This is a genomic window from Yoonia sp. TsM2_T14_4 (assembly GCF_049602355.1).
Taxonomy (GTDB): Bacteria; Pseudomonadota; Alphaproteobacteria; order Rhodobacterales; family Rhodobacteraceae; genus Yoonia; species Yoonia vestfoldensis_A.
Genome location: NZ_CP187137.1, coordinates 409119 through 427095, shown reverse-complemented (window position 1 = coordinate 427095; position 17977 = coordinate 409119). Strand labels below are relative to the sequence as shown.

Below are 17977 nucleotides of genomic sequence, written 5' to 3'. Positions count from 1 at the left end.
GGGACAAACCGCCAATCTTCAATGCGCAAAGCCGCGCGCAGGGCTAGTCCGCGACAATCTGCGCGGACCAATCACCCCCGAAACCCGCCAAGGGTGCAGAAACCAGCGTCTGATCACGCCAGACGGCAGGTGTGGCCTGCAAAGACCGGCGCGGCAGACCGCTGCGGCGCCAGTCGCAACACAGCTCGATCCCCGCCCCCAGCGCGCGCAGTTGCAGGTCGGGGGCATGTGGTCCCGACAGCCGCCAGCGTGCATCCCAGAGCGCGGTCGTGGGGGTAACGATCTGCGCCACGGCCTGCGGCTCGCGGCTGACGCGCAGGACGGGTCCGTCGAAGGTCATCAGACAACCACCAAGCGTGACGCCCTGCCCTTGCAGCAAGGCGTGCATCAGGCGCTGCTGTTCATCCTTGCGTGGCGGGGTGATCCGCCGATGCACCCGTTCCATCGCGGCCAACACCAGCCGGCGGGCCTGTTCGTGCGACAGATCGCGCAGGGCCAGCATGATCAGCACATCCCCGCTCTGCGGCATCATCACAGCGGCTGCCAGATCAGCGGTGCCACGGTCCAACGCCTCGGTGGCTGTCGCCATATGCTGCGCGACCTGCCCCAGCGTCTGAGACGTCAGCCCCAATTCGGCCAATGTATCCGCCGCTTGCCTGATCCTGATCCGTTCATAAGCGGGGTCGTCATTGCTAGGATCATCGCACCAGACGCGGCCTGTCGCCACCAAATAGGCGCGCAATGCCACCCGTGTGACCTGCAACAAGGGCCGGTGATAATGCAGGCCATCGCGCGACATCACAGCCGCCATCCCCGCCAGCCCGCCGACCCCCGCACCACGCGCCAGTGCCATGACGATTGTTTCCGCCTGATCATCGGCCGTATGCCCAAGCGCAATATTGGCGACCCCCGCGGCGCGCGCCCAATCCGCCAACAAGCCATAGCGCGCGCGGCGCGCCTGATCCTGCAAGTTGCCGCGCCGGTCCCAGCCGGTCCATTTTAATGTCTGATGCGGCAGGCCGTAACTGGTACAAATATCTGCAACCATCGCGCATTCAGCCGCACTTTCAGGCCGCAGGCCGTGATCAACCGACGCCACGCTGATCCGCCCGCCAATCCCGGCGGCCAGATGCAACAGCGCAATGGAATCGCCGCCCCCCGACACCGCAAGCCCGACCGGCGTGCCGCCTTGCAGCAATTGGGCAAAACCGGGCGCAAGCACTGGAGGCAGCGGCGCTACTGACATCCTAGGTTTTGCATCGCGGTCTGGGCATCCCCGACAGCAGGGTTGCCTGCAAACCGCACGCCCACTTCGGCCAGCGTCAGGCAAGCATCCTGCGTTTGCCCGATTGCTCCCAACGACGCACCCAGCCGGACCAGTGATTGCGCGGCACGCTGTCCCGCAGGATCAGCCGAAAAGGATTCCAGAAAGGCGCGTGCTGCACCGGTGTCTTCACCCAAGGCCGCAAGCGCCTGTCCACGAATGAACGCAGCCTCTGGCGCTAAGGGGCTACCCGGATAGGTCGTGCCAAAGGTCGATAGCTGATCCACGGCGCCGCGAAAGTCACCCGAGGCGAGCGCCTCCTGCGCGCGCCGGATGTCATCTTGTTCGCCGATGGCCACGGCAGGGCCGCCCGTCACGGGCGGTGGATTGGCAACGGGCACGCCCGCCGAATTATCGACACCGCCCAACGACGGCGTATCGCCAAGATTGGCGATATCGCAGCCTTGTTCCAGTTCGCACAGCCGGAATTCCAGATCACCGATACGGTTCGTGCCGTCCACGGTGATGCGGTTTACCCGAAATTCAAGCTCCTCGGCTTTCGAGGTAAGGCGCTGCAACTCTGCCTCGATTGCGTCAAGCCGGTCCAGCGGTGTCGCCCCGGCAACACCTGTTGGTAAGGTTCCGGTCGTTGATAATTCTGTGCGCAGGCGCTGCACATCGACATAAAGTGCGGTCAGTTGCTGGCGGATATCCGCCAGCGTCTCGTCCTGTGCTGAGGCAGGCAGGGGGGCCAATAGAATGGCACAAACGGCAAGAATACGGTGCAGCATCATCGGCCCCCGGGTCTGGATCAGCTGGTCATCGCCGAGAACGACAAAACCGTGACGGCACGGCGGTTTTGCGAATAACACGCCTCGTTGGAACAAACCTCGATCGGGCGCTCCTTGCCATAGCTGGTCACTTCGAGACGGGCTGACGGGACGCCGCGCGACACAAGGTATTCGCGCACGGCATTGGCGCGGCGGAAGCCAAGTGCAAGGTTGTATTCACGGGTACCCTGTTCGTCGGCGTGGCCTTCGATAACGGCGCGGTAATCGGCATTGGTCAGCAGCCATTGGGCTTGCCCATCCAGAATGGTGCGCCCTTCGGGGCTGATCGTGGACTGGTCAATGGCGAACAACACGCGGTCGCCGATGGTTTGGTTAAAAAACGCCGGGCTGCGCGGGTCGCTCGCGGAGCCTGCCATACCGGTCGTGGCGTCGAAACCGCCAGCACCAGCACCAGCACCGCCTGCGCCACCGGCACCAAAGCGGTTGGGATTGGTACAGGCTGCGGTTGCCAGCACCAAAAGCAAGAGTGTTGCCTTTGTCATCATCTTCATGGGGTAATCCTGTTTATCTGCTCATTTTCATCAGTATAGCACGGCTATCGGTGTCTGGGAACGGCTTGTGCCGTCCGGTCACGGCTGTAATGGCCCCCAAGACGCATCGGATGCAGCACTCTGGATCGGGACAGCCCGCAGGTTGCGCCCCGAAATATCGACCGAATAAAGCGCGCTCGCCCCATCGGCCCCCTGCGTTTCGCGGGTGAACATGATGACCCGGCCATTGGGCGACCATGTCGGCGCTTCGTCAAGAAAGGACGAGGTCAGCAAACGTTCCTCGGATCCGTCGGTGCGCATCACGCCGATGTGGAACCGCCCGGCATTCTGCTTTGTGAACGCCACCAGATCACCGCGCGGCGACCAGACCGGCGTGGAATACCGCCCCTCGCCAAAGGAAATCCGGCGCGCGTCGCCACCCGTGGATGACATGATATAAAGCTGCTGGCTGCCAGACCGGTCGCTTTCAAACACGATCTGCGATCCGTCGGGCGACAGGCTGGGGGCCGTATCGATCGAGGGTGTGGCGGTCAGGCGCACATGCTGGCCCGTGTCCAGATCGGTGCGATAGATATCGGTCGTCGCGCCATTCGACAGGCTATAGATCACCTGCCGCCCGTCGCGCGAAAACCGCGGGCTGAACGACATCTCGCCGGGGGCTGTCGCGATCTGGCGGCGCGCGACATCGGCGACATCCAGCAGGTTGATGCGCGGGAAGCCAGATTCAAAGCTGGTGTAAAGCACCTGATCGCCGCGTGGCGAAAACCGCGGGGCCAAAACGATGCTGCTGCTATCGGTCAGAAATTGGACGTTCGCACCATCATAATCCATCACCGCCAACCGCTTGAGCCGGTTATCCTTGGGGCCGCTTTCGGCGACAAACACCACGCGGCTGTCGAAATAGCCACCTTCGCCGGTGATCCGGCTATAGACGGCGTCGGACACTTTGTGACCCATCCGCCGCCAGCCCGCGGTCGTGCCCGCGAATTGCAATCCACCGCCCAGCTCTTGCCCGGAAAATACATCGAACAAGCGGAATTTCACGTTGACCTGATCACCCGTCATGCTGACCGCACCGATGACCAGCGCCTGCGCGTTCACAGCGCGCCAATCGGCAAAGGCGACCGGCTGCGCAAAAGACCCCACCTGCGAGATAAAGGCACTGGCCGGTACTTCGCGGAACAGCCCGGTGCCGGACAGGTTTTGCGCAACAAGGCGCGTCAGCTCAGAGGCAAGCTGGCCCGCCTGCGGCGTTTCCGCCTCGAACGACGGAACGGCAAAGGTGATCGGCTCGATCACCCCATCCGTGATCGTCAGGCGCAAAGGCCCCCCCTGCGCGAAGGCAGGACCCGCGAACATCAGCGCGATCAGCAACGTCAAAATTCTTTTCATCATCTTTGCCTCTTTCGCTGTCGGTACTGCATCCCGACAGCATCATTCCTGATCGTTGCGGGCGATCCGCAGACAGCGGCGTGTACCCATATTGGTCGTTCTTTTATCTCAATCGCATACCGCTTGGGTCGAATGTAATCACAACTTCACGCCACTGGTCATATTTATCAGCGGGGAGCTGATATCCGCCACGCTGACAGCGCAGGATCGCGCGGCGGGCCGCCTCGAATGCCGTGCTGGTAGCAGATTGGTCGCCGTCAGACGACAACAAGCGCGGTTCGCCGTCCAGTGTTCCGTCACGGTTCAGGCTAAAGCCTACCTCGACGATCACGCGCGCGGCTACTGACCCTGGGTCAACATTCCAACAGCTGTTGACCGCGATGCGGAAACTGTCGCGTTCGGTGCCGGTCATCGGCGGTCCGGCCTGCACGGCCGGGGCAGCGCTGGCTGCGACAACAGCTGCAAGCGCATCAGCGACAGCATCATTCGTGTCTGGTACGGGCGCTGGTGCCGGTTCTGTGGCTGTCTGCGGCGCGGCTGCGGCGGCAGGCGGGGCCTGACGCGCCGGGCGCGCAATCGGACGCAAGGATGTTTCGACAGCACCACGGGGGCGTTCGTCGGCGATGACGATTTCGGTCGCCGTCTGTTCGGGGGCGGTGGCCTGTTGTTCGGGAACGGCAACTTCGGCTGTGGCGGTTTCATCAGGCACGACTGCTTCGCGCGCGATGTCGGAGATCTGCGCATCGGGCGGCCGCGGCGCCGTTGGGGTCGAAGCGATCCGGTTCGCAGGGGCCTGCGTCGGGTCATCGCTGGGCGGCAGATCGGGCGCAGGCGCAGGCATCTCGGGCGGTGCAGGTGCTGCTGGGGCGGCATCTGTCACATCGGCAGGGGGCATTTCCGGCGCAGGCGGCGGTGGTGCTTCGCTCACGGGCGTTTCCACCGGTATGGGCACCGGCGCGGGCTCTGGCGGGCTTTCCACGGCGGGCGGTGGCGGCGTCTGTTCGATCTGGGGCTGCACGGGAGCCGTGGGCGGGGCATCGCCGGGCGTCGGCGTGCGGGCCGCCATCATTTGTTCAAATTCCTCGCCGGACATGACGGAAACATCCATGACCTGCATCGGCAGCGGCTGCGATTGCATCCCCCACCCCAGCAAAAGCCAGCCGATCAACCCCAGATGGCCAACCGCAGAGATATACATGCCCGGCGTCTGCATCTTATCCGTCGGCACCGTCAAAGGTTGGGCCGCCGATATCCGTGACAAGGCCGATGTCGGAAAATCCGCCCGCGTTCAGCGCGCCCATCACCTCGGCCACGCGGTTCCACGCATTGGCACCATCGGCGCGCAGGAAAATCTTGTTGCTGGTGCGTTCCGCGGCGATGGCGCGCAGGCGGGTCACAAGATCGGCAGGCGGCACTTCGGTTTCCTGGATCATCACGACACCTTGCGCGGTGATCGTCACGGTCAGCGGTTCTTCTTCGTCACCGGGCAGCGCAGTAGCAGCCGTTTGCGGCAGGTCTACCGGCACGCCCACGACAGACAATGGCGCTGCGACCATGAAGATGATCAGCAACACCAGCATGATATCAACGAAAGGTGTGACGTTGATCTCGGACATCGGCACGGCGCGGCGCTGGCGGCGGCGACCTCTGCCACCGCCGCCATCGCTAGATTTCATGGCACCGGCACCCATGTCAGCTGTCCAATTGACGGCTGAGGATGGTGGCGAATTCATCGGCGAAAGCCTCATAGCCCGCGACGATCCGTTCACTGTCGGCGGACAGTTTGTTGTAATATATGACCGCCGGAATTGCGGCCAACAGGCCCAGACCGGTGGCCAGCAACGCCTCGGCGATGCCGGGGGCGACGACGGCAAGATTGGTGTTCTGCGCCTCTGCAATCTCGATAAAGGCGTTCATGATCCCCCAGACAGTCCCGAACAGCCCGACGAAAGGGGCCGTCGATCCGACTGTCGCCAGCACGGCAAGGCTTTTTTGCAACCTTGCGGTTTCCTTGGCGATGGCCACATCCATCGACCGGTCGATACGCGCCGTCGCCCCCGCGATCAGCCCGCCATCCTGCCGGTGCGACCTGCGCCATTCCAGCATACCGGCGGCAAATATCTTTTCAGACGCGCCATCGGGGTCGGGGCCGATCTGGTCGAACAGCTGATCCAACGGTTCACCAGACCAGAAGGCGCGGTCAAATATCTCGGCCTCGGTGCGGGCGCGGCGATACTGGATCGTCTTGTCAACGATGATCGCCCAGCACCAGATGGATGCGAGGATCAGCATGATCATGACGAGTTTGACGATGATCGTGGCGCGCGCGAACAACGCCCACATTGTGAATTCGTGTGCTACTTCCATGTGCCTGCTCTGCCTGACGGCCCGGTTCGGGCTCAATTGAACCTTCAATACCGCAAAGCATAAGGCAAATCCAACCAAACCGGCATCACAAAGCCGAATTTGCCACTATTTTAGCCCATAGCTTGGCGGATCGCCGCCGGTAGCCGCGCAATCGCGCCATCGGTTGTCATGCAAATGATTGTCACCATGGCGGAAAACAGCGTCGCATCGCCACGTTTGACATCCTGTTGCAGGACCAACCGCGCGCCCGATCCCGGCAAAAGCTTCGTTTCAACGCAAAGCAGATCGTCATAACGGGCGGGCAACAGGTAATCCGCCGCGACCCTGCGCACGGCAAAGACCCGCCCTTCGGCTTTCATCTGCGCCTGATCAATGCCCAGATCGCGCACCCATTCGCTGCGCGCGCGCTCAATGAATTTGAGGTAATTGGCGTAATAGACGATCCCCGCCAGATCGGTGTCTTCGTAGTAGACGCGCAGGTTGAACAGATGCATCACATCGGCCTTTGCACACGGGCGGCCAGCCGCAGCGCATGGGCAGGGTCGCGCGCCGCGATTGGCATAACGCGATCATAGGCCGCACGGATCACATCCGCCACTTCTGGTCGCAGCACGGCCTTGCCATCAATCAGCGCCAAGGGCGGGGTGTCGGTAAAGGCAAGGTCCGACCACAGCACGATCACCTGCACCGCCTGGCTGAGCGCCAGCGTATCGGCAGGCACCTGATCCAGGTGCGCATCCAGTCGCAAGAAAACAAACGCCGCCTTGATCCCGCCGTGATCGTCAAAACGGAAAATCCGGTATTGGTTGGCATCCGCCTGCTGCAACCGCGCGACCAGCGGCGCAAGGTCCGGCACCAGCCGGTCCAGATGCGGCACTTCGGTCAGTTCCGCCCAGTCGCGGCAGAAGAACACCATCAGATTGGCGCCAAGTTCGGTATCGACCTCGTCCATCTTGTGGCATGCCAGCACCACGACAGCCTCGATCGCGCCTTTGAACAGCGCAAGCGTCGCATCATCGACGCCAAACACGACCGGCACGATGGGCCGCCCCCAGCGCGCAAAGACATAGGCACCATCGGAACGCGTAAAATAAGGCGAAAGGTCCGTCATCTATCCAAACAATTCCGATTGCGGCCTTGGCGCATCCAGCCCCAGATGGGTCCATGCCGCCTGCGCCAGCATCCGCCCGCGCGGGGTGCGCTGGATCAGGCCCTTTTGCAGCAAATAGGGTTCGATCACATCCTCCAGACTGTCGCGGCTTTCGGACAGGGCGGCGGACAGCGTTTCGATCCCCACTGGCCCGCCGGCATAGCTTTCCGCGATCAGCCGCAGATAGCGCCGGTCGGCTTGGTCCAGCCCCATGTCGTCCACGCCCAGCCGGTTCAGCGCCATATCCGCGATCTCTTGCGTGACAGTGCCGTCGCCTTCGACGATGGCAAAATCGACGACACGGCGCAAAAGCCGCCCCGCGATCCGCGGCGTGCCGCGTGCGCGGCGCGCGATCTCGCGCGCGCCTTCATCGGCGGCGGGTGCGCCCAGCATGCGCGCTGCACGGGTGACGATCAGGTGCAATTCGTCCTGCGTGTAAAATTCCAGACGTGTCGGAATACCGAACCGGTCGCGCAAAGGCGTGGTCAGCAAGCCCATCCGCGTTGTCGCCCCTACCAGCGTGAAAGGCTGTAATTCGATCCGCACAGTGCGCGCGGCAGGCCCTTCGCCAATCACCAGATCGAGCGCGAAATCTTCCAGCGCGGGATACAGCACCTCTTCAACCGCGGGGTTCAGCCGGTGGATTTCGTCAATGAACAGCACATCGCGGGCCTCTAGATTGGTCAGGATCGCGGCCAGATCGCCGGCCTTGGCCAAAACCGGCCCCGATGTCATGCGAAAGCCAACACCCAATTCGCGCGCCATGATCTGCGCCAGCGTGGTCTTGCCCAGACCGGGGGGGCCGTGGAACAACGTGTGATCCATCGCCTCGCCCCGACGCCGTGCGCTTTCGATAAAGACCTTGAGGTTCGCGCGCGCCTCGCGCTGGCCGATAAATTCGTCCAAGGACTGCGGCCGCAAGGCGCGGTCAGCATCCTCGGGCTGCCGTTCAGGGCGCAGGGTGGGGTCGGGCTGGGTCATCCGCCCATCTAGCCTTTTGGCGCCAGCAGCTGCAAGGCGGCGCGGATCAGCACACCGGCATCCGCCTGCGGGTCAGCGCCCAGCGCCTGCACCACGGCACTTGCCGCATCACCCGGCGCATAGCCAAGGTTCGCCAGTGCCGACATCGCATCGGCCTGCGCAGTGCTGGCGGGTTGCGGGGTGGCGCGCGGTGCGGGGGCGGGGTCTGCCTCGATCACCTCATCGCCGGTTGCGGCGGACAGGCCCGCACCCAGCGCCATCACGCCGGGGGCCTTGTCCTTTAACTCGATAATCACGCGCTGCGCGGTTTTCGGCCCCACGCCACGCGCCTTGGCCACGGCGTTCCAGTCGCCAAGTGCTATGGCGCGGCTGACGCCATCCGCCCCCAGCGCACCAAGGATGGCAAGCGAGGCTTTCGCTCCGATCCCTTGCACCGACATCAGCAGGCGGTGCCATTCCTTTTCCACCAGCGTGGTGAAACCGAACAGCTGCAACAGGTCTTCGCGGACAAGCAGGTCAGTATAAAGCGCCACCGCCTCGCCATTGCGCGGCAGGCTGGCCATGACGCGGTCAGACACATAGACCAGATAGCCGACCCCGCGCACGTCAATCAGCACATGGTCGGTGCTGCGATATTCCAGCCGTCCGGCGATTTTCCCGATCATGCGCTCGCCTTTGCAAGGGCGGCGTTCAGCCGGTTCGCAGATTGCAGGTGATGGGCATGGCAGATCGCAATGGCCAGCGCATCGGCAGCGTCAGGCCCCGCCAGTTTCACACCGGGCAGTTGCAACTTGACCATATGCGCGATCTGCACCTTGTCGGCATGGCCCACGCCGACGACGGCCTTTTTGATCGCATTGGGCGCATATTCCCCGATCGTCAGCCCCGCCTGCGCCGTCACCAACAGCGCGATCCCGCGCGCCTGCCCTAGTTTCAAAGTACCAACCCCGTCTTTGTTGACAAAGGTCTGTTCGACCGCCGCCTGAGTCGGACGATGCAGCGCGATCATGGCAGCCAATTGGTCGTGGAGCGACAATAGCCGCATCGCCAGATCGTCACCCGTCGAATGGGCAATGCCGTTGGCAACATGGGTGATCCGTGATCCGGCCACGTCGATCAGCCCCCAGCCCATGTTTCGCAGGCCCGGATCTATCCCCAATACGCGCATTGCTCGCCCCTTATTCTTGGTTGTCAGGACGTTAGCACAAAAGGCGAACAAAGACCAAGCAGCTTTGCGATGGCATGTCGTCGCAAAGCGAAGCTGGGCCGCGTTCTACGTTCTGAAAGCAACCGACTGAAGCCCAATGATTAAAGGTGTTTTAGTGACCTAATGCGCAAAAATTAGTCATTCTATAAACGCATATGACCCATGCAAAAACAAATCTGGTGTAGTACTGAAAAGGCCCCTACATGCCGGTTATCAGATTTTCGCTGCACAGCAGCATGTACAAGGATCATGGCCATGGCCACTTTTGCAACCAACCGCACGACCGCCGGCATGTCCGCCGGATTAGTCGTTTATATCATCGGTGCCTTTGCCGCATGGAACGACGCCCGCATCACACGCAACGCATTGTCCAAGCTGTCGGCGCGTGAACTGGACGACATCGGCCTATGCATCAGCGACATCGACATGATTGCAAGCCGCACCGCACGCTGAACCAACCGCATCATTGCAGATATGGCCGCGCTGGCGACAGTGCGGCTTTGTGTGTTTAGCGCAGGTCGCCCAGATAGGGTGCAAGGAAATCGCCAATCAGGACGGTCGCGGGGTCGATCTGCATCACCCATGCGCCTGCACGGTCCATCACGCCGCCCTGTGCCAGACTGGCGACACGCTCGGCATAGGCGACGTTCCCAATGCTGGCCAACAACAGCCCCTTGAACATAAACCCTAAAACCACAACAGCGATCATGGCACGCAGCGGGAACTTAGGCCGATAGGCGCGCGGCTTCATCACGATCAGGCCGTCCGACGTCACCGACTTTATCGCACCTTTGGCAAGCTGATCATGCTTGCGCGTGATTTGCTTCAAACGCTTTTCAAAAGGTAAATTGGCCTGTGCCATAAAACAGCCGTCCTCGGTAACAACATCATCAACGGCGTCAGGATCGCCAAAAATCCGACCTGAAACAACCCATTTAAGGCATAATCGCTATAAATTTGATGATATCAGTGACTGGCGCCGCACGATCAATGTTGCCCAATCCCCGATACGTGACATTTTGCACAGGTCGAAGCCGTTGCTGGCATAGGTGTGGATCACCTCGTCGGCCTGTTCATTCAGCAACCCCGACAGAATCAAATAGCCGCCGGGCTGCATGTTGCCGCTGATTTCAGGCGCAAGGCTGATCAGCGGGCCTTTGAGGATATTGGCGAAAATCAGATCGAACGGTCCGGTCATGCGCGGATCGCCACCACCAAAGCCCGCAGCGACAAGGCAGTCAACCTGCCCGTCAAGCGCGTTCGCGGTGACATTCGCACGCGCGACATCAATCGCGACAGGGTCGATATCGCTGGCCAGCACCGGCCCGCCCAGCACCTTGGCCGCTGCCATCGCCAGCACCGCAGTACCACAGCCCAAATCAAGGATACGCCCGCCGGTGAAACCCAGATCCAGCACCTGCTCAAACGCCAGCAGGCAGCCCAGCGTCGTGCCGTGGTGGCCGGTGCCAAAAGCCATCGCAGCCTCAATCAGCAGCGGGATGCTGGCTTGAGGTACCTTGTCGGCATCATGGGATCCGTAAACGAAAAACCGGCCCGCAGGGACAGGGGCAAGATCGCGCTGGACCTTTGACACCCAGTCTTGATCGGGGATTTCGGAGATCGTGAATGGCTTGGCACCATGCAGCGCTGACAGCACAGCCAGCACGCCTGCATCGGGGCGGTCGGTCATATAGGCCGCGACTTCCCACAGGCCGGACCCATCCTCAATCTCGAACACGCCGGTACCGATAGGTTCAGGGTCCAGATGTTCCAGCGCCTCGGACAAGGCATAGGCCGCGTCTTCGCCGGGCATCGTTGTCAGGGCAGTATACGTCGTCATGGCTGTCGCTTTCGCAAAGGATGAGGCGGCTTAGGTCCGCATCACGCCGTGGTCAAGCGCCGACACCGATTGGACAGGTCACGCCGGTCCCACCGATCCCGCAATAGCCGTTCGGGTTCTTCGCCAGATATTGCTGGTGATAGTCTTCGGCGAAATAAAACGTGGGGGCGTCGATGATCTCGGTCGTGATGGCACCAAAACCTGCCTGCGTCAGACGCGGGGCGAAAGCATCGCGCGATGCCTCGGCGGCCTGTTTTTGTGCAGCGTTGAACGTATAGATGCCGGACCTGTACTGCGTGCCACGGTCATTGCCCTGCCGCATGCCCTGGGTCGGGTCGTGCCCTTCCCAGAACACCTGCAACAACTGGTCATAACTGATCACGCCGGGGTCATAGACCACGCGCACCACCTCGTTATGGCCGGTCTTGCCGGTGCAGACTTCGTCATAGGTCGCGTTGGGGGTATAGCCGCCGGCATAGCCGACCATCGTCGATTGCACGCCGTCCAGTTTCCAGAACATGCGTTCCACGCCCCAGAAACAGCCCATCCCGAAAATCGCAACCTCCATCCCCGCAGGGACATCCGCGCTGATCGGCGTGCCATAGACGAAATGCGTGGCAGCTGTGGGGATCGGGTTTGCGCGCCCCGGCAGGGCGGCAGTGGGCGAGATCATTTCGGATTTGGCGCTTTTCATGAAAAACATATCAGGCTCCTGTGCTTTGGGTCAGATATAGGGCTGGCGGATGTAATTTCTACTCTGCCGCGGCCAGCAGGCGGTTTTGGAACACTGTTTCGTGGCCAGGTGCTGGATGGCGCGGGATCAGCAGCGACAGACCCAGCGACACCAGCGCCATGCCCGCCGCAAGAATGAACACATAGGCCGGCGAGGTCAGCCAGACATAGCCCAACAATGCGGGCAGAAATACCGCCGCGATATGGTTGATGGTAAAGGCGACCGCCGCTGTCGGCGCAATATCGGCGGGGTCCGCGATTTTCTGAAAATAGGTCTTCATCGCCAGCGCGAGGCTGAAGAAAATATGGTTGATAATATAAAGCCCCGTTGCCAGCGCGATCCCCCAGCCAAAATAATAAAGCCCGCCATAAGCGAAGAACACGCCCGTCAGCCCCACATATTCGACGACCATCGCGCGCCGTTCACCGAACACCTGCACCAGCCGCCCCAGAAAGGGTGCCGCGATCATATTCACCAGCAGCGTGAACATGAACAGGCGGGTGATGTCCGAGACGCTAAAGCCGAATCTCTCGACCATCATGAAGCCTGCGAAGACCACAAAAATCTGCCGCCGCGCGCCAGACATGAATTGCAGCGCGTAATATAGCCAATACCGTTGGCGCAGCACCATCCGTTTGTTCTGCGGATGGGGCGATTCAAACTGTGGATAGGCCAGCAGGCAAAAGATGGCGACAACCGCCGTGAACCCGCCCGACACCCAATAGACAAGGCTGAAACTCAGCCCCAACCTGTCCCATGTCAGCACGATCAACAGATAAACCAGCAGCGTCGCCGCCGACCCTGCCGACAATAGCCAGCCCAGCGTCTGGGGCGCCTTTTTCTTGTCGATCCATTGCAATTGCAGCGACTGGTTGACGGTCTCGTAATAATGAAACCCGATAGACGACAGCATCGTCACCGTCAGAATGCCCGCCATCGACGGAAATTGCGCGGTCACCGCCGTCGCCGCCCCCAGCATGACCAAGGCCACCAGCCCCAGCACCTGTTCGCGGATGAACATGATCAGCGCGATCACCCCGATCGCAAAAAACCCCGGTATCTCGCGCACCGAATGCAGCCAGCCAATGTCGGCCCCATCGAAACCCGCGACCTCGATTACGAAATTGTTCAACAGTGCGGACCATGTCGCAAAGGCGACCGGCATCGCCATGGCCATCACGAACAAAAGCGCGATGGGTCTGCGCCAGAACGGCAAGGACGGGGTGTTTTCAAGGCGGATGATCTGCATGGAATCTGACTTACGCCCGTTCAAAACCAAAAGCGAGCGCGATGCTTGATCCACATCAAGGATGTTTGCGCCCCAGTCTTTAGAACGAAGACTGCGAACAGACCCGTTTTGACAAGGTACTTCATGTCTTCCCCACAACCCCAACCGCTTTACGCACCGCGAGAGCCGATCTTTCCGCGCCGCGTGAAAGGCTTTTACCGCAACCTTAAATGGTGGGTGATGGCAGTCACGCTGGGCATCTATTACCTGACGCCCTGGATCAGATGGGACCGTGGGCCGAACCTGCCCGATCAGGCGGTGCTGATCGATATGGCGCACCGGCGGTTCTATTTCTTCTGGATCGAAATCTGGTCGCATGAATTCTATTTCGTGGCCGGATTGCTGATCATGGCGGGGCTGGGGTTGTTCTTGTTCACCTCGGCCCTGGGGCGCGTCTGGTGCGGCTATACCTGCCCGCAAACCGTCTGGACCGACCTTTTCATCCTTGTCGAACGCTGGATCGAAGGCGACCGCAACGCCCGTGTCCGGCTGTGGAACGCCAAGTGGGACGCGCGCAAAATCCGGCTGCGGGCCACCAAATGGAGTGTCTGGTTGCTGATCGCCGTCGCCACGGGTGGCGCATGGGTGTTCTATTTCGCAGATGCGCCAACGCTCGCGCGGGATCTGGCGACATTTCAGGCGCCATTCGTCGCTTGGGCTACGATCGGCGTGCTGACCGCCACGACCTTTGTCTTTGGCGGGTTCATGCGCGAACAGGTCTGCAATTACATGTGTCCTTGGCCACGCATTCAAGCCGCGATGATGGACCCCGAAACGCTGACCGTCGCCTACCGCGACTGGCGCGGTGAACCACGCGGCAAGCAGCGTGTCGAGGGGGCGGGCGATTGCATCGACTGCATGGCCTGCGTCAATGTCTGCCCTGCGGGGATCGACATCCGCGATGGCCAGCAGATGGAATGTATCACCTGCGCCCTTTGTATTGACGCCTGCGATGACGTGATGGCCAAGATCGGCAAGCCGCGCGGGCTGATCGACTATCTGGCGCTGTCCGACCAAGAGGCCGAAGCGAACGGCAAGCCTGCCAAACCGATCTGGGCGCATGTGCTGCGGTTTCGCACTGTGCTTTACACCGTGCTCTGGGCGCTGATCGGCGTGGGGCTGGTCTTTGCGATGTTCATCCGCGCCGATTTGGAAATGACCGTATCACCCGTGCGCAACCCGACCTTTGTTGTCCTCAGCGACGGGACCGTGCGCAATATCTATGACATCCGCCTGCTGAACAAGCTGGGCGATGACCGGGTCTTTGCGCTGTCACTGGTATCGGATCAACCGCTGGATATCAGGCTGGAAGGCGCGGATCTGAACATCGTCACAGTGCCTGCGAATGAAACCATGCTGCAGCGCGTCTATGTCTCGGCCGTAGCTGGCACGCCTGCTGCAGTTGCCGACCGCACCGACCTGCGGTTCTGGGTTGAGGATGCAATCACCGGCGAACGGGCATTCACGGAGAGTATTTTCAACGGAAGGGCCGCGCAATGACTGCAAATCTGCAAAAACCACGCGAATTCACTGGCAAGCATATGCTGGCGGTCATGCTGGGTGGTTTCGGGATCATTATCAGCGTCAATTTAGGTATGGCCTATCTGGCGATTTCCACCTTTCCGGGTGTCGAAGCGCGCAGCACCTATGTCGCCAGCCAGACCTTCGAGGCGAACCGCACAGCGCAGGACGCGCTTGGCTGGGATGTGGTGGCAACGCTGGACGACGGTCTGCTGACGCTGGCGATCCAGGACGCGGATAGCATCCCCGTCCAGCCCAAGGTGCAAAAAGCAATCTTTGGCCGTGCCACCCATACCGGCGAAGATCACACCCCCGATTTCACATGGACCGGGACCGCGCTGATTGCGATGGTCCCATCGCGCGACGGTTATTGGAACCTGCGGCTGGAGCTGGAATCCGCGGACGGCACGATCTTTCGCCGCCGTATCCAGTTGCGTGACCGATGAGCGATACAGCCGCCTGCCCCGCCTGCATCGGCATCCCCGAAGGAGCGCTGAAAAAAGCGGCGTCGCGCGGGGCCGAACAGATCATGCTGTCCTTGCCAGCGATCCATTGTGTCGCCTGTATCACCGGCGTGGAACGCGCGCTGGAAAAGCTTGACGGCGTCGCCTCTGCCCGCGTCAACCTGTCGATGAAACGCGTGACGGTTGGTCTTGACCAACCGCTTGCGCCAGAGGCGCTGATCGACGCGCTGGAACTCGCAGGGTTCGAGGCGCGCAGCCTTGATCAGAGCCTTCTGAGTGCAGAAAAAGACCCTGTCGGCAGCGCCTTGATGACCCGCATCGCGGTGTCAGGCTTTGCAATGATGAATGTCATGCTGATGTCGGTGGCCATCTGGTCGGGTGCTGTGGGCGCAACCCAGCATATGTTCCACCTGATCAGTGCGGCGATTTCCATCCCTGCCGTGGCCTATGCGGGTCAGCCGTTCTTTCAGCATGCATGGTCGGCCTTGCGGGTGCGGCGGCTGAACATGGATGTGCCGATCTCACTGGCGCTGATCCTGACCACCGGCATGTCACTGTTCGAAACACTCTATGGCGGCGAACATGCCTATTTCGAGGCGGCGGTGTCGCTCGTCTTCTTTCTGCTAATCGGGCGCTATCTGGACCACCGCAGCCGCAAGGCTGCTGCATCCGCCGCCGCACAGCTGGCCGCGTTAGAGGTGCCGCGCGTGATGCGCCTGCGGGATGGCGGGCGCGAAATGGTGGATTTCGCCGATCTTGCCGTGGGCGATCTGGTGCTGGTCCTGCCCGGCGGGCGAATTCCCGTGGATGGTGAAGTGACTGATGGTGCCAGCCAGATCGACCGGTCGATGCTGACCGGCGAAAGCCGCCTGCACCATGCCGCCACTGGCGGACAGGTGACGGCGGGCGAAGTGAATATGACCGGCCCGCTGACCATCCGCGCCGCGACAGTGGGCATGGACACCACCCTGCGCAAGTTGGTCACGATGGTCGATGCGGCCGAGGCCGTACGCAACAAATACACCGCCATCGCAGACCGGGCGGCGGCGCTTTATGCGCCGATGGTGCATCTGCTGGCGCTGGCGACCTTCACGGGCTGGGTATTGTGGTCGGGCGATGTGCGCCTGTCGGTGAATATCGCGGTCGCCGTGCTGATCATCACCTGCCCCTGCGCGCTGGGTCTTGCGGTGCCTGCTGTATCAACCATCGCCGCCGGAAGGTTGTTCCGCGCGGGTCTGCTGGTCAAGGACGGCACTGCGCTGGAACGGTTAGCCGAAGTGGATACCGTTGTGTTCGACAAGACCGGCACGCTGACGATGCCCGTCGCCGCACGTGATACGCTGACCGCAGACGAACAGGCCATCGCCCTTGCCATGACCCAGAACGCCAGCCATCCCGTGTCGCAGGCCATTGCCGCCGCATTGGACGGGGTGACGCCCGCCACGGTCACTGACCAGAAAGAACATTCCGGTCAGGGCCTCAGCGCTGTCTGGAACGGCCAGATTATCCGGCTTGGGTCCGGTGCATGGTTGGGGGCCGGGGTCGGCACCTATCTGCAAATCGGACAGCTCACACCGCGCAAGATCAAACTGGTCGCAGGACTGCGCGACGGTGCGCAGGACCTCGTGATCGCCTGGCAAAAGGCCGGTCTGACCGTGCATCTGGTGTCGGGCGACGATAGGGCCGAAACGGAAAGGGTCGCCGATCTGCTGGGCATCACCCGCTGGCAGGCCGAAACCCAGCCGGAAAATAAGATTACCTATATCAACGCGCTCTCCGCCCAAGGGGCCAAGGTGCTGATGGTCGGCGACGGGCTGAACGATACCGGCGCGCTGACGGCGGCCTATGCATCGCTGTCGCCCGCAACCGCCGCTGATGCATCGCGCGCGGCATCGGATATCGTTCTGCTGAACGACAGCCTTGTGCCGCTGATCGAACTGCCGCTTGTCGCTCGCGCCGCCAAGAAACGGATCGTGGAGAACTTTGGCATCTCGGCCGCCTATAACATCATCGCGATCCCGATTGCGGTTGCCGGTTTCGCCACCCCGCTGCTGGCCGCGATCGCCATGTCCACCTCGTCGATCACCGTGCTGGTGAACGCATTGCGTATGAAAGGACGGGTATGAACGTTCTGGTGATCCTGATCCCCGTGTCGCTGGTGCTGGGGGCCTTGGGCCTTGCAGCCTTTCTTTGGAGCCTGCGGGCCAATCAATACGACGACCTTGAAGGCGATGCCTGGCGCATCTTGTCGGATGACGACAGCAAGCCCCCGAATTGATCTTTCAAAGCGACGCGCACAAGACTGCCGAGCCAAGATTTCGGCATCGGCCAAAACCAGCCGGAAATCTTTGGTACAATCGGCGCGGGCCTGTTGACAGCCGCGTGAACGGTTCATATCTACCTGCCGTTGGCACTCGGACTGGCTGAG

General features: G+C 61.6%; 21 protein-coding genes. 5 read left to right on the top strand and 16 right to left on the bottom strand.

The genetic code is table 11. From position 1 onward, the window contains the following. Positions 1-43: 43 nt before the first annotated feature. The 12 genes from tilS to ruvC form a co-directional block, all read right to left on the bottom strand. A complete protein-coding gene (gene tilS, locus ACPF9B_RS02000; RefSeq protein WP_424178870.1) occupies positions 44-1246 on the bottom strand; it encodes a tRNA lysidine(34) synthetase TilS in 1203 nt (400 codons plus the stop codon). After that, positions 1237-2058 (bottom strand): tetratricopeptide repeat protein, encoded by an 822-nt coding sequence (locus ACPF9B_RS01995; RefSeq protein WP_007205664.1) that lies wholly within the window; start codon positions 2056-2058, stop codon positions 1237-1239. Before ACPF9B_RS01995 ends, tilS begins: the two co-directional genes overlap by 10 nt. Positions 2059-2075: 17 nt before the next feature. Beyond that, a complete protein-coding gene (gene pal, locus ACPF9B_RS01990; RefSeq protein WP_007205665.1) occupies positions 2076-2606 on the bottom strand; it encodes a peptidoglycan-associated lipoprotein Pal in 531 nt (176 codons plus the stop codon). A gap of 78 nt (positions 2607-2684) precedes the next feature. Next, on the bottom strand, positions 2685-4001 hold the full coding sequence (gene tolB, locus ACPF9B_RS01985) for a Tol-Pal system beta propeller repeat protein TolB (protein ID WP_007205666.1): 1317 nt from the start codon (positions 3999-4001) through the stop codon (positions 2685-2687). Between the two features lie 100 nt (positions 4002-4101). Next, positions 4102-5211: an energy transducer TonB gene (locus tag ACPF9B_RS01980; RefSeq protein ID WP_424178867.1), complete on the bottom strand. Its 1110-nt coding sequence runs from the start codon at positions 5209-5211 to the stop codon at positions 4102-4104. Position 5212: 1 nt separating this feature from the next. After that, complete coding sequence (locus ACPF9B_RS01975; RefSeq protein WP_007205668.1) at positions 5213-5689, bottom strand: ExbD/TolR family protein; 477 nt, start codon at positions 5687-5689, stop codon at positions 5213-5215. Position 5690: 1 nt separating this feature from the next. Continuing rightward, positions 5691-6365, bottom strand: a complete 675-nt coding sequence (gene tolQ / locus ACPF9B_RS01970) for a protein TolQ (protein ID WP_007205669.1) — start codon at positions 6363-6365, stop codon at positions 5691-5693. A gap of 110 nt (positions 6366-6475) precedes the next feature. Continuing rightward, positions 6476-6859: a tol-pal system-associated acyl-CoA thioesterase gene (gene ybgC, locus ACPF9B_RS01965; protein ID WP_007205670.1), complete on the bottom strand. Its 384-nt coding sequence runs from the start codon at positions 6857-6859 to the stop codon at positions 6476-6478. Next, positions 6859-7476, bottom strand: a complete 618-nt coding sequence (locus tag ACPF9B_RS01960) for a hypothetical protein (RefSeq protein ID WP_424178864.1) — start codon at positions 7474-7476, stop codon at positions 6859-6861. Before ACPF9B_RS01960 ends, ybgC begins: the two co-directional genes overlap by 1 nt. After that, positions 7477-8496 carry a Holliday junction branch migration DNA helicase RuvB gene (gene ruvB, locus ACPF9B_RS01955; protein ID WP_424178862.1) on the bottom strand — a complete coding sequence of 340 codons (1020 nt, stop codon included), beginning with the start codon at positions 8494-8496 and terminating at the stop codon, positions 7477-7479. It abuts the gene before it with no gap. Between the two features lie 8 nt (positions 8497-8504). Next, a complete protein-coding gene (gene ruvA, locus ACPF9B_RS01950; RefSeq protein WP_007205673.1) occupies positions 8505-9161 on the bottom strand; it encodes a Holliday junction branch migration protein RuvA in 657 nt (218 codons plus the stop codon). Continuing rightward, positions 9158-9664 (bottom strand): crossover junction endodeoxyribonuclease RuvC, encoded by a 507-nt coding sequence (gene ruvC, locus ACPF9B_RS01945; RefSeq protein ID WP_007205674.1) that lies wholly within the window; start codon positions 9662-9664, stop codon positions 9158-9160. The genes ruvA and ruvC overlap by 4 nt, the downstream gene beginning before the upstream one ends. 288 nt (positions 9665-9952) lie before the next feature. Between ruvC and ACPF9B_RS01940 the strand changes: the two genes are divergently transcribed. Continuing rightward, positions 9953-10156 carry a DUF1127 domain-containing protein gene (locus tag ACPF9B_RS01940; RefSeq protein WP_424178860.1) on the top strand — a complete coding sequence of 68 codons (204 nt, stop codon included), beginning with the start codon at positions 9953-9955 and terminating at the stop codon, positions 10154-10156. Positions 10157-10211: 55 nt separating this feature from the next. On the opposite strand, the gene ACPF9B_RS01935 is transcribed toward ACPF9B_RS01940, so the two are convergent. The 4 genes from ACPF9B_RS01935 to ACPF9B_RS01920 form a co-directional block, all read right to left on the bottom strand. Next, on the bottom strand, positions 10212-10565 hold the full coding sequence (locus tag ACPF9B_RS01935) for a hypothetical protein (RefSeq protein WP_007205676.1): 354 nt from the start codon (positions 10563-10565) through the stop codon (positions 10212-10214). 87 nt (positions 10566-10652) lie between these two features. After that, a complete protein-coding gene (locus ACPF9B_RS01930) occupies positions 10653-11543 on the bottom strand; it encodes a 50S ribosomal protein L11 methyltransferase (RefSeq protein ID WP_424178858.1) in 891 nt (296 codons plus the stop codon). A gap of 52 nt (positions 11544-11595) precedes the next feature. After that, a complete protein-coding gene (gene msrA / locus ACPF9B_RS01925; RefSeq protein ID WP_424178856.1) occupies positions 11596-12246 on the bottom strand; it encodes a peptide-methionine (S)-S-oxide reductase MsrA in 651 nt (216 codons plus the stop codon). Positions 12247-12295: 49 nt separating this feature from the next. Further along, the gene (locus ACPF9B_RS01920) at positions 12296-13525 is read right to left on the bottom strand and encodes an MFS transporter (RefSeq protein ID WP_424178854.1); all 1230 of its coding nucleotides are present in this window, start codon (positions 13523-13525) and stop codon (positions 12296-12298) included. 123 nt (positions 13526-13648) lie between these two features. Here ACPF9B_RS01920 and ccoG point away from each other — a divergent pair, with 123 nt between their 5' ends. Genes ccoG through ccoS form a run of 4 tightly spaced genes read left to right on the top strand, consistent with a single transcriptional unit; the run spans position 13649 to position 17827 of the window. Next, positions 13649-15064 carry a cytochrome c oxidase accessory protein CcoG gene (ccoG, locus tag ACPF9B_RS01915; RefSeq protein ID WP_424178852.1) on the top strand — a complete coding sequence of 472 codons (1416 nt, stop codon included), beginning with the start codon at positions 13649-13651 and terminating at the stop codon, positions 15062-15064. Continuing rightward, entirely contained in the window at positions 15061-15531 is a 471-nt protein-coding gene (locus ACPF9B_RS01910; RefSeq protein WP_007205681.1) for a FixH family protein, read from the top strand. Before ccoG ends, ACPF9B_RS01910 begins: the two co-directional genes overlap by 4 nt. Beyond that, complete coding sequence (locus tag ACPF9B_RS01905) at positions 15528-17675, top strand: heavy metal translocating P-type ATPase (RefSeq protein ID WP_424178849.1); 2148 nt, start codon at positions 15528-15530, stop codon at positions 17673-17675. The genes ACPF9B_RS01910 and ACPF9B_RS01905 overlap by 4 nt, the downstream gene beginning before the upstream one ends. Beyond that, complete coding sequence (gene ccoS / locus ACPF9B_RS01900) at positions 17672-17827, top strand: cbb3-type cytochrome oxidase assembly protein CcoS (protein WP_007205683.1); 156 nt, start codon at positions 17672-17674, stop codon at positions 17825-17827. The genes ACPF9B_RS01905 and ccoS overlap by 4 nt, the downstream gene beginning before the upstream one ends. Positions 17828-17977 lie beyond the last annotated feature (150 nt).